6 protein-coding genes are annotated in these 12243 nt (G+C 65.6%); 3 read left to right on the top strand and 3 right to left on the bottom strand.

Going from position 1 to position 12243, the window contains the following annotated elements; genetic code table 11:
* Positions 1-5: 5 nt before the first annotated feature.
* The 3 genes from hflK to hfq all read right to left on the bottom strand — a co-directional run bounded on the left by hflK (position 6) and on the right by hfq (position 2808).
* Positions 6-1259 carry an FtsH protease activity modulator HflK gene (hflK, locus tag AC15MQ_RS13645; protein WP_287670081.1) on the bottom strand — a complete coding sequence of 418 codons (1254 nt, stop codon included), beginning with the start codon at positions 1257-1259 and terminating at the stop codon, positions 6-8.
* Between the two features lie 20 nt (positions 1260-1279).
* Positions 1280-2452 (bottom strand): GTPase HflX, encoded by a 1173-nt coding sequence (gene hflX / locus AC15MQ_RS13640; RefSeq protein WP_350495495.1) that lies wholly within the window; start codon positions 2450-2452, stop codon positions 1280-1282.
* Between the two features lie 116 nt (positions 2453-2568).
* Positions 2569-2808 (bottom strand): RNA chaperone Hfq, encoded by a 240-nt coding sequence (gene hfq, locus AC15MQ_RS13635; RefSeq protein WP_287652649.1) that lies wholly within the window; start codon positions 2806-2808, stop codon positions 2569-2571.
* Between the two features lie 481 nt (positions 2809-3289).
* Here hfq and recC point away from each other — a divergent pair, with 481 nt between their 5' ends.
* From recC to recD, 3 genes are read left to right on the top strand one after another with little or no spacing between them, the layout of a single operon-like run.
* On the top strand, positions 3290-6628 hold the full coding sequence (recC, locus tag AC15MQ_RS13630) for an exodeoxyribonuclease V subunit gamma (protein WP_483080398.1): 3339 nt from the start codon (positions 3290-3292) through the stop codon (positions 6626-6628).
* Positions 6625-10356 (top strand): exodeoxyribonuclease V subunit beta, encoded by a 3732-nt coding sequence (gene recB / locus AC15MQ_RS13625; RefSeq protein WP_483080397.1) that lies wholly within the window; start codon positions 6625-6627, stop codon positions 10354-10356. The genes recC and recB overlap by 4 nt, the downstream gene beginning before the upstream one ends.
* Positions 10353-12221: an exodeoxyribonuclease V subunit alpha gene (gene recD, locus AC15MQ_RS13620; protein ID WP_483080396.1), complete on the top strand. Its 1869-nt coding sequence runs from the start codon at positions 10353-10355 to the stop codon at positions 12219-12221. The genes recB and recD overlap by 4 nt, the downstream gene beginning before the upstream one ends.
* The last annotated feature ends 22 nt before the right edge of the window (positions 12222-12243 follow it).

Genomic DNA, 12243 nt, shown 5'->3' with positions numbered 1-12243 from the left:
TCTCATCAGCGTGCCTCCCGATCACGCTGTCGCAGCGTCTCGCGCGAACGCGCCTCGTTCTTCTCGACCACCTGCGGCGGCACCTCGTTCGAGATCGCCGCTGCCGGCCGGGCGGCGACCGGCACCTCGGGGCTACCGGCAGCCGGTGCCGCCGCTACCGCACCAGCGGCCTGCAACAGCTTGTCCAGCGGCAGATAGAGCAAGTTCCCCTGCCCCTTGGTATCGACCAGCACCTTGCTGGTATTCGAATAGACCTGCTGCATGGTTTCGAGATACATGCGACTGCGTGTCACTTCAGGCGCCTTGGCGTATTCGGTATAGATCTGCTTGAAACGACTGGCGTCACCCTCGGAAGTGGCGATCACTCGTTTCTTGTAGCCCTCGGCCTCCTCGATCAGGCGCGCGGCCGTGCCGCGTGCTTTCGGGATCACATCGTTGGCGTACGCCTGCCCCTCGTTCTTCTGGCGCTCGCGATCCTGCGAGGCCTTGACGGCGTCGTCGAACGCCGCCTGCACCTGTTCCGGCGGCTGTGCGTTCTGCATCGTGACCTTGGAGATCAGAATGCCGGTCTTGTAACGATCGAGAATATCCTGCATCAGCTTCGAGGCATCGACCGCGATCTGCTCCCGACCTTCGTAGAGTACGAAGTCCATCTTGTTCTTGCCGACGATCTGGCGAATCGCCGTCTCGGCGACCTGCATCACGGCGTCGTCCGGATGCCGGTTATTGAAGATGTATTCCACCGGATCCTTGAGGATGTACTGCACGGCAAACTGGATGTTGATGATGTTCTCGTCATCAGTCAGCATCAGCGCTTCCTTGAGGACCTTGTTCTTCTCGCTGCCGCGATAACCGATCTCCAGGGTACGCACACCGGAGACGTTGACCAGTTCGTGAGCCTGGATCGGGTATGGCAGTCGCCAGCGCAAACCCGAGTCGGTGCTCTCCTTGTAGCGCCCGAACTGGAGCACGAGGCCCACCTGCGAAGCGTCGACGATATAGAAACCACTGGCCAGCCAGACCACGACGACCAACGCCAGCAACAGGCCAATGCCACCACCGAGAAACCTGCTGTTGAACTGTACCGGCGGCCGGTCGCCGCCGCGGTCGCCGCCGCCACCCTTCTTGTCGAAAATGCTGGAGAGTCGACGATTGAGATCGCGCCACAACTGTTCGAGGTCAGGCGGCCCCTGATTGGGCCGTCTGCCACCGCCGTCATCGTTGCCGCGATTGCCCCATTGTGGGTCATTGAGCGACATAAGTACTCCAAGGCTTGAAATCATGGGGAGCAATCTGAATCAAAAACCATATCGTTATCCGGCGAATCCACCGCGCCCGACGAGCGTTCGCGCAGGTTGGCTGTCTTCGCCAGAGCCATCTCGGCCAGGGCCTCGCGCAGCAGGGGCAAACCATCACCACACCTGGCGCTCAGTCGAACGCGCGAGATTCTACCATACTCGTCCCGCTCGACTGCCGGCGGCAGGCCGGTAAGATCGAGCTTGTTGAGGACCACAAGCTGCGGAACCGCTGCTGCGCCGATCTCGGCCAACACCTTGTTGACGTCAGCGACCTGATCCGCGCGCGCCGAACTCGCCGAATCGACGACGTGCAGCAGCACGTCCGCCTCGGCCGTGGCTTCGAGCGTGGCATGGAAGGCGGCCACCAGCGAATGCGGCAGATCGCGGATGAAACCCACGGTATCGGAAAGCACGATATGGCCGGCATCCGGCAGCCACAACTTGCGCGTGGTGGTATCCAGGGTCGCGAACAACTGGTCGGCAGCAAAAACGCCGGCATGGGTCAAGGCGTTGAAAAGCGTCGACTTGCCGGCATTGGTGTAACCCACCAGCGAAACGTTCAGCAACTCCCCGCGTCCACGCGCCTTGCGCTGCACGCCGCGCTGGCGTTCGAGTCGGCTCAGGCGCGCTTTCAGCAACTTGACACGGATACCCAGCAGGCGGCGGTCGGTCTCGAGCTGTGTCTCCCCGGGCCCTCGCAGGCCGATACCGCCCTTCTGCCGTTCGAGGTGCGTCCAGCCGCGAACCAACCGCGTGGCCAGGTGTTCGAGTTGCGCCAGTTCGACCTGCAGCTTGCCCTCGGAACTCTGCGCCCGCTGCGCAAAGATGTCGAGGATCAAACTGGTTCGGTCTATCACCCGACACTGCAATGCCCGCTCCAGATTGCGCTCCTGGCCGGCGCTCAATTCGTGGTTGAAGATCACCAGATCCGCCTCGTGCGCAGCGACCTCGGCGGCCACTTCCTGCACCTTGCCTTTGCCGGCGAACGTCGCGGCATCAGGGCTGTGGCGGCGCCCCTGGACCACGGCGCAGATTTCCGCTCCAGCCGATCCGGTCAGCAGACGCACCTCTTCAAGCTGCTCGTTGAGATCCTGGCATCCGAAGTCGAGCTGCACGATCACGGCGCGCTCCTCGTAGGACACGCGCTCAGCCATGTCGATGAACTAGGAGAAGTTGCAGCAAGCTGGCGCAGTCAGGGTCGGGCAGCCAGCGATGCCTGACGCGCGGCGGACCTGCAGCATCGCCACGCGCGAGAAACCAACGATGCGCATCATCCCTCGCCGCCGACTTCCTGTTGTATTGTGACCGGACGCGATGGCACCACCGTCGAGATGGCGTGTTTGTATACCATCTGGGTGACAGAGTTCTTGAGCAGCACGACATACTGGTCGAATGAGTCGATCTGACCCTGGAGCTTGATGCCGTTCACCAGATAGATCGACACCGGCACGCGCTCGCGCCGCAACGTATTGAGAAACGGGTCTTGTAAGAGTTGCCCTTTGTTGGTCATCCGTCAAACTCCATCATTGGTTATGTTTTTGCCATGAAAGTCGCGTCATTGGCTCCCGCGCCTCCCCTCGCTCGACTGCTGGGGAGAGGCAATGGGCGAAGAAAACGGTCATGCCTTTCATCACCGGCTGCGCCTGGACCGCCATGACCGTCTGGATCCCTGAGGATAATTGATTTTTCTGTCGTGTGCCACATCAAGGCAGCAGATCGCGCGCCAGTCGAACAGAAGTAACGCATTATTTACGCTTGGTGAACCTTTGGTTTGGTATTCACGCCTGGATTTCGAACGCACCGAGTCGGTCCGCCGGGATCGACCCATCGACATGCGATAATCAGCGCTGGCCAACACGCATCACTGGTCTGCACATCATCGCGTCGATCGGATGCGGCCCCGTCGCTGGTTCCGGGCCCTCTTCCGCATCAGCGAAGGGATTTTTCATGGGTCGCGGCTGCGACCTCAACGCCGACCACAAGCCCCCGGAATGTTTCGGCTCACACTCTCCAACCGCTTCGAGTTCCTTCTCGAACATCTCCTCGAACGTCTCGCGAGCGAGAACTGCTCCCCGTTGACCGCGCAACAGGTGATCATTCCGAGTGCCGCGGTCAGGCGCCGCGTCGAGCTCGCCGGTGCCGACCGCCACGGCATCTTTGCCCATATCGATTTTTCCTATCTTGGGCAATGGCTGTGGACGCAGATCGGCCGACTGGTCGACGTCCAGGACGTGTCGCCGTTTTCGCCGGCGCTGCTGACCTGGCGGGTGTTCGAGATTATTGGCGACGCCTCCTTCACGGGCGAATACGCACGCCTCGCCGGCTACCTGCGCAACGCCGATCCGGTGATGCGTCTCGATCTCGCCGAGCGCAGCGCGCAGTTGATCGAGCACTACATCACCTACCGCCCGCAGTGGCTGGCCGCGTGGTCGGATGGCAAGCGCGCCGGCATCCCGGCGCTGGGCGCGGCAGGCGCCGCGGACGAACTCTGGCAGGCAGCGCTCTGGCGGCGCATCACTGGCGAACTCGGCACCGGCCGGCAACACCCGGCAGCGGTCTTCTTCCAGAGAATCGCACAACTCGGCGCCGATGCCCCGGCACAAGCCGGCCTGCCCGCGCAGGTGAGCATCTTCTGCCTGTCGACCCTGCCACCGTTGTACCTGGACATCCTGCGGCAGTTGTCGCGCTGGATCGACATCCAGGCCTACACGCTCAATCCGTGCCGCGAGTACTGGTTCGAGATTGTCGACCGCAAGCGCCTGAGCTACCTCGCGGCACGCGCCCGTGACGCGCATCACGAGGTCGGCAACGCGCTGCTTGCCGCCTGGGGAAAGCAGACCCAGGCGCAAATCGACCTGCTGCTCTCTGATGCCGGCGCGATCGTCGAGGAAGACAGTCTGTTCCTGCCGGCGGCCGGCCAGCACCTGCTGGCTCGCGTCCAGAATGCCATCCTCGACCTCGATGAACTCGCACCGGGTAGTATCACGCTGGCCGCCGACGACCGCAGCATCGAAGTGCATGTCTGCCACTCGCCGACGCGCGAACTGGAAGTCCTGCATGACCAGTTGTTGGCAGAGCTTGCGGGCGCAGACCCGGTGACCCCGGACCAGATCCTGGTGCTGCTTCCCGACCTCCCTGCGGCGGCACCGTTGATCGACGCGGTGTTTGGCACGGCGCCGGCGGAACGCCGCATTCCTTACCAGATCAAGGGCCTGCCGCAGATCAGGATCAATCCGATCGCCCGCGTGCTCGATCTGCTGCTCGCCATCTGCAGCAGCCGCTTCACCGCCAGCGCCGTCTTCGACCTGCTGCAACAGCCGCCGGTGGCGGCCAGGTTCGCCCTTGGCAACGACGAACTGGCGTGCGTCCGCGACTGGATCCACGACGCCGGTATCCGCTGGGGACTCGATGCCGGTAGCCGAAGCAGCGAAGACCTGCCGCCAACCGACCGCAACAGCTTTGCCGACGGCATGCACCGGTTGTTCCTCGCTTACGCCCTCGGCGATGAACTGCAGGCACGCAACACCGTCATCGCCGGACGCATCGCCGCCGGCAATCCCGCAGGCGGCGACGCCGCCACGCTGGGCCGCGCCTGGCGCTTCCTGGAAGCACTGCGGGAACAGCGTGACGAGTGGTCGCAAGCGCGCGACGCCAGCGCCTGGCAGCGCTCGCTCGGTGACGCACTGGACCGCTTCACCCGCGCCGACGACGATTTGGTCGACGATCTGCGCGCGCTGCAGGCGACGATCGGGGAACTGCACCACAACATGCTGCGCGGCGGCAGTCGCTCGCCGCTGCCGCTGGCGGTGGTCCACCGGGCCCTGACCGCCTTGCTCGACGACCCCAGTCGCGGCGGCGTCCCTGGCGGCGGCATCACCTTTGCCTCGCTGAGCAGCCTGCGCGCCCTGCCCTATCGGATGGTCTGCGTGCTCGGAATGAGCGATGGCGCATTTCCGAGCGTCAACCCGCAGGCCGAGTTCGACCTGATGGCCCTGCGGCCGCAGCCGGGCGACCGGCAACGCCGCCTTGACGAGCGCAACCTGTTTCTCGACCTGCTGCTCGCTGCCCGGCAACGCCTGTATCTGAGCTACAGCGGGCGCAACATTCGTGACAACAGCATCATTCCGGCGTCGGTGCTGCTCGCCGAATTGCTCGATTACGTCACTACCGCCTGTGCGCAGGACCCTGCTGATCCCGCCAGCGTGCGTGCCGTGCGGCGCCGGCTGACGGTCGAGCATCCGCTGCAGGCCTTCTCCCCGGACTACTTCCTGGACGACGGCGATGTCCGCCGCCGCAGCTTCAACGCCGAGTACTGCCAGGCCCTGCGGAATGCGCTGACCACGCCCGCCGCTCTGCCCGCGCAACCCTGGTCAGAGGATCCGGACAGTGACGATGAAAGCTTCCGCGACCCCAGCCCTGTTTTCTTTACCCAGGCACTGGTACCGCCCGCGGCGGAATGGCGTCAGGTCAACATCGATCAGCTGCTGCAGTTTTTCAGTAACCCTTGCCGAACCCTGCTCGTCAGGCGGCTGAACGTGGCGCTGACGGTCGCTGCGCAGGAATTGCAGGACGACGAGCCCTTTCTGCCCGACTACCCGGGTCGACAGGCGTTCTGCCGGCGCCTCCTGCCCAGCGTGCTGGCCGGTGCAGCAGAAAGCGAACTCCTGCACCTCGGCCTGGCGGGCAACGAGTTCCCCTCCGGTCCGCTGGGCGAGCGGCTGATCGCCGAAGAGGTGACGCAACTGAGGAGCTTCGCCGCGGCACTCGGCCGACAACTCACAGTCGCCCCCTTGCCGGCAGTACAGGGCCATTTCGATTACCCGCTGGCCGATGGAACCTGGCAATTCAGCGGCGTGTTCGGCGACCTGCGCCCGGACGGACTGCTGCGTTATCGCTACGACGACGTGCGCGCGACCGACTACCTCGCCGGCTGGATCAACCACCTGTTCCTTTGCGCCGTCGCACCTGCCGGCGTCCAGCGGCAAACCACCTGGCACTCGCGCGACGGCAGCTACCGCCTGGCCCCCTGTGAACCGGTGGCCGCCCGTGCACACCTCGGCCGGCTGATGGAATTTTACCGACATGGCCTGTCGGCGCCGCTTCACTTCTTCCCGAAAAGCGCCTGGGCGTACGTCAAGCATCGGAACAGTCTTGCCGAGGCGCGTGCCCGCTGGACCAACAACCGCAATCCGGCCTGGGGCGAGGCCGCCGATCCGGCATACCGGCTGGCGCTGCGCGGCCTCGCCGATCCGCTTGACGGCGATTTCGAACACTGCGCGAGCACCATCCTCGGTCCCATGCTCGATTACCTCGAAGACCCCCGGTCATGAACACGCCGACAGCGTCCAGCACAGACGAAGCGAGCGACCTCGACGTATTCGCCTGCCCACTCGACGGCCGGCATCTGATCGAAGCGTCCGCCGGCACCGGCAAGACCTGGAACATCTGTGGCCTGTACCTGCGCCTGCTGCTCGAAGGCGAGTTCACCGTCCAACAGATCCTGGTGGTCACGTTTACCAATGCCGCTACCGCCGAGTTGCGCGAGCGTATCCGCAGCCGGATCGTCGATGTCCTCGGCTTTCTGCAGCGCGACATCGCCGCGAGTGACCCGTTCGCCGCCCGTCTGGTCGCTGCCGTCGAGAGCCATGGCGGAGGGGATCGTGAGCGCATGCGCGCCTGCCTCGACGCGGCGCTGCACACCTTCGACGAGGCCGCGGTATTCACCATTCACGGCTTCTGTCAACGCGCGCTGTCGGATACCCCGTTTGCCGCCGGGCAGCCGTTCAAGCTCGAATTGCTGCACGATGACCAGCCGCTGCGGCTGCAGGCTGTCAGCGATTTCTGGCGACGACACGTCGCCGGCGGGCGAATCTCGCCAATGCTCGCCAACCACCTGTGCACCGGCATGGATTCGCCGGAAAGCTGGGCCAGGCTGCTCGCGCGCCGGCTGGCCAAGTCGCACGCGCGCCTCATCTGGCCGGAAGGCATGTGCAGCGACCCGCAACAACTCGACGACAATGCCCTGACCAGCGCCTTCGAACTGGCGCGGCGGCTATGGGGAGGCGATGGCGCCCGGCCCACCGCAAACTTGCTGGAGGGTCTGGCGGCGCTGAACGCCAACTCGTACAAGGAGGAAAGTATCCGGGTGGCGGCCAGGAGCTGGAACAGCTGGCTCGCCGGCGACGATGCCCTGCACGCTCCCGATCCTGAGGACAGCAAGGCACGACTGTTTTCGGCCGAGTTCATCGCCGGCAAGACCAAAAAAAACCAGACGCCGCCGGTGCATCCTTTCTTCGACGCCGCCGCTGCACTGCTGGCGGCGCACGCTTCGGCAACACGAGCGCTGCGGCTCGCGCGGCTGTGCCTGCTGCGGCAGATGTTCGACGAAGCCGGCGCCGGCTTGCGCGAACAGAAACGCCGCCAGCGTCTGCTGTCCTTCGACGACATACTCAACGACGTCGAAGTCGCTTTGACGTCGGGCAAAGCCCCCTGGCTCGCCGGATCACTGCGCAGCCGTTATCCGGTAGCGCTGATCGACGAGTTCCAGGATACCGACCCCGTGCAGTTCGCCATTTTCAACGCCATCTACGGCAGCACGGCTGAACTGCCCGGCGGCCCACTGTTCCTCGTCGGTGATCCCAAGCAGGCCATCTACAGCTTCCGCAACGCCGACCTGCAGACCTACCTCGCCGCGCGACGCCAGACGGGCAGACCCTACACGCTGCGCCATAACCAGCGTTCGAGCCCGGCCCTGATCGAAGCCTGCAATCGCCTGTTCGCGATCAATCCCGAGGCCTTCATCCTCGAAGGGCTGCGCTACGTCCCGGTGACCCTCGGCGACAAGCCGCGTGAGCCGTTGATCGACAGCGGCGACGAGAGCGCGGCGGCGCTGCGCATCTGGCAACTGCCCGGCGACGGCCAACACCTGCTGCGCGCGCAAGCGCTGCATGCGGTCGTGCGGGCGACCGCCGGCGAGGTCGCGCGCCTCCTGCGCGCGGCGCAGGCTGGTCTGATCACGATCGGCGAGCGAGCATTGGCCCCAGGCGACATCGCCATCCTGGTCAGGAGTCACGCCCAGGGCCGCCGGACCAGGGATGCCCTGCTGCAATTCGGCGTCGGCTGCGTCGAACTGTCGCAGCAAAACATCTTCCATACTCCCGACGCCGACGATCTCGAACGTGTGCTGCTGGCCATTCTCGAACCCGGTCGGCCACCGCTGCTCTTCAGTGCCTTGGCGACCGGGCTGATGGGCTTCGATGCCGACGCCGTCGCGACGCTGGCAGGACAGGAAACACGCCTGCTGCAGACCATGTCTCGTTTCAGCGCCTACCGCGAGAGCTGGCTACGGCGCGGCTTCGGCGTCATGTTCCGCAGTTGGCTGGACAACGAGTCGGTTGCCTGCCGCCTGCTCGCGCGCGCTGACGGCGAGCGACGGCTGACCAATCTGCTCCACTTGGGCGAATTGCTGCAGCAGGCCGACGCCGAGTATCCGGCGCCGGATGCGCTGCTGCGCTGGTTGACCAGCAAACGCCGTGCGGATGGCGCCGATGAGGTCGCCCAGTTGCGGCTCGAGTCCGACCGCAACCTGGTACAGATCGTCACCATCCACAAGGCCAAGGGCCTCGAGTATGGCATCGTGTTCTGCCCCTTTCTATGGGATGGACACCCGTCGGCCGCGACCGACCTCGAAGGCTGCGAGTATCACGACGACAGCGGCCAGACGGTGATCGACTTCCGGCCCGAGGTCAGCGACGGCGAACGCGCGGCGATCAAGTGGCGGCGGCGGCAGGAGCAGGACGCCGAGTTCATGCGCCTGATCTATGTCGCCCTGACCCGCGCGGTATACCGCTGTTACCTCGTCGCCGGCTGTTACGCGACACAGGCTTTCGGCAATCGTTCGCTGACGCAGAGCAGCCACAGCCTGCTCAACTGGCTCGTCGCCGGCAGCGGAATCAGCCACGGCGCGTGGCACGGCCAGCGGCGGACGGCTGAGGAAATCGAGGTGGCCTGGCGCGCCCTGGCCGAGGCGGCTGGCCCGATCCTGTCGCTGAGCGACCTGCCCGCAGCAGTCGGAGTGCCATTCACCGCCGCCATCCCCCCGGTCGAGAGTCTCCGGGCGCTCACCCCACCGGTGAGGATGCCTGTCGGCTGGCGCCTCGGCAGCTTCAGCAGCCTGCAACAGGGCGCCGACAGCGAAGGCTCGGCCAGCGACCACGACGGCCACAGCGCCATAGCGCTGCGCCCGGCCGGGCGCAGCGTCACCCCGCCGCCCGACATCGCCGCCGACGATATCCTGCGCTTCCCACGCGGGCCAGCCGCCGGCGACTGCGTACATGCGCTTTTCGAGAGCATTGACTTCACCGACTCCAGGGAGTGGCCCGGCAGCATCGAACAGGTGCTGCAGACGCACCCGCTAACGCTGCCCGGGCAGCCGGCAGCCGACGCGGCCAGCCGTCTGGCGCGCATGCTGCGCAGCATGCTCGACGATGTGCTGGCGACGCCGCTGCCAGGCGGCATCGTCCTGCGCCGCATCGCTCGCCGGCAACGCCTGGTGGAACTCGGCTTCACCCTGCCCAGCGCAGGAATCACGCCGCAGGCGCTCAACAACTGGCTGCAGGCACACGGCTACCGCATGCCGGGACTCGCCTTCCCGCCGCTGGCAGGCTACCTCAGGGGTTTCATCGACCTGGTCTTCTGCCACGCGGATCGTTTTCACGTGCTCGACTGGAAATCCAACCATCTCGGTTACACGCCAGCCGACTATGGCCACACGCCAATGGCGGTGGCCATGAGCGAACACGGCTACCACCTGCAATACCTGCTGTACTGCGTCGCGGTGCACCGCTACCTGCGGCGCCGGCTCGTCGACTACGACTACGATCGCCATTTCGGCGGCGTTTACTACCTGTTCGTGCGCGGTGTCCGTCCCGAATGGCTGTACCCTGCCGCGGAGGGCCAGCCAGGCGCCTGTGGAGTCCATTTTCATCGGCCACTCAAGAGCAGCATCGTCTCCCTGGACGCGCTGCTTGGCGGCGACCCGGACGGAGATACCCGATGAACGCACGCCCCGCGGCAGCAGAACCATGGGCGGCGAGCGAAGCCGCCGGCGACCTCGCCAACGGCTTCGCCAGGCACATCGTCGAATGGGCCGAGCACGCCCGCGCGCCAGCCGACAGCCTGGCGGTACTGGCTGCCGCCGCACGCCACGCCAGCCTGGCGACGCAGGACGGCCATGTCTGCGCCCGACTGGAGGATCTCGCCACAGACTTTCCCGATTGCCCGGCCGACGAGTTGTCGCGGCGACTGCTCAGCAGTGGGATGGTGGCCACGGCAGTCGAGCCACGCGTCCTGCCGCTGGTTCTCGATCTCGAAGGGCGGCTGTACCTGTACCGCTACTTCGCTTACGAACGCCGCCTGGCCACCTGTCTGAACCGGCGCGCGAAATACGTACCGCCGACGCCGAGCGCCGCCCTGTTTCGCCAACTCGAACGACTTTTCGCCAGCCCTGCACAGCGGCCAGGGGGCCGGCCTGACTGGCAGAAACTCGCCACGGCTCTGGCCTGGCGGAGCAAACTGACGATCATCAGTGGCGGCCCGGGGACCGGCAAGACGACCACCGTCGTCGCACTGCTGGCCTGCCTGTTGAGCGAGAATCCCCAGTTGCGCATCGCCCTCGCCGCGCCAACCGGCAAGGCCGCGGCACGCATGCTCGAAGCCCTGCGCCGACGTGCCGGCGACCTGCCGACAGAACTGCAGGCACTGCTGCCGCGCGAGTCGCACACCCTGCACCGCTTGCTCGGCGTCACGCAGGATGCGGGCCGCTTCCGCCACCATGCCGAAAACCCGCTGCCGGTCGACGCGCTGGTCGTCGACGAGGCCTCGATGCTCGACCTGGCGCTGGCCTGCCATTTGGTCGACGCGATGCCGCCCGATGCCCGCCTGATCCTGCTCGGTGACAAAGACCAGTTGGCGGCAGTCGAGGCGGGTGCGGTATTTGCCGAGATCTCGGCCGACCCGACCTTGAGCAGTGCGTGCGCCGCCGAACTGGCGGCACTGACCGCGACACCGCTGCCGCAGATTCGGCCAGCGGCGCCGGTTACCGAGACGCCGCTCCGGGATTGTGTGGTCTGGCTCTCCGAAAGCCATCGCTTTGCGACGACATCCGGTATCGGCAGACTGGCCGCCGAGGTCAATGCCGGCCGTGCTGCCGAAGTCTGCGCAGGCCTGGCCAGTGCCGAGGATCCCTCGATCGACTGGTTGCCGGACTCCATCGCGGAGCAGACTACCCGGATTCGGGAGGCGATCCTGGACGGCTACCGTCCGTATGTCGAGGCACTCGCCCGCGACCATGACGACCCTGCCGCAAAGTGTCGCGAGATCTTTGCCGCTTTCGATCGCTTCCGCGTGCTCTGCGCGCTGCGCGATACGGCGCGCGGCGTCGACGCCGTCAACAAAATGGTCGAACAATCGCTGCAGGCCCTGGCCGGAATCCCGCTGGCGCCCGTCCGTTCGGTGTGGTACGCCGGCCGGCCGGTGATGGTCCTCAAGAACGATTACGTACTCCGGCTGTTCAACGGCGACATCGGCATCTGTCTGCCCGACGCAACCGGCGAACTCCTGGTCTGGTTCCCCGAGCAGGGTTCCTTTCGGCCGATCGCACCCATCCGCCTGCCCGAGCACGATACGGCTTTCGCCATCACCGTGCACAAGTCACAGGGCTCCGAATTCGAGTCGGTGCTGTTGCTGCTCCCAGAGAAACCACACCGCGTACTCACCCGCGAACTCCTGTACACTGGCCTTACGCGGGCATCGAAAAAGGTCGGTGTCGTCGGCAGTGGCGAGGTCCTGGCGGCGGCCTGCGCCAACCCGACCCAACGCCATTCAGGTCTGATTGCACGGCTGCGCGAGAGCGCCGGGAGCTAGCTCCACGAAACCCGCAGGCATG

Source organism: Candidatus Accumulibacter propinquus, assembly GCF_056856495.1.
The sequence above is the reverse complement of the archived record's forward strand: the minus strand, read 5'-3'. Positions and strand labels throughout refer to the sequence as shown.

What these genes read in the sequence shown, in the direction of transcription:
- hflK (WP_287670081.1), bottom strand. Translation starts at nt 1,259, where the DNA reads ATGTCGCTCAATGACCCACAATGGGGCAATCGCGGCAACGATGACGGC.
- hflX (WP_350495495.1), bottom strand. Translation starts at nt 2,452, where the DNA reads ATGGCTGAGCGCGTGTCCTACGAGGAGCGCGCCGTGATCGTGCAGCTC.
- hfq (WP_287652649.1), bottom strand. Translation starts at nt 2,808, where the DNA reads ATGACCAACAAAGGGCAACTCTTACAAGACCCGTTTCTCAATACGTTG.
- recC (WP_483080398.1), top strand. Translation starts at nt 3,290, where the DNA reads ATGTTTCGGCTCACACTCTCCAACCGCTTCGAGTTCCTTCTCGAACAT.
- recB (WP_483080397.1), top strand. Translation starts at nt 6,625, where the DNA reads ATGAACACGCCGACAGCGTCCAGCACAGACGAAGCGAGCGACCTCGAC.
- recD (WP_483080396.1), top strand. Translation starts at nt 10,353, where the DNA reads ATGAACGCACGCCCCGCGGCAGCAGAACCATGGGCGGCGAGCGAAGCC.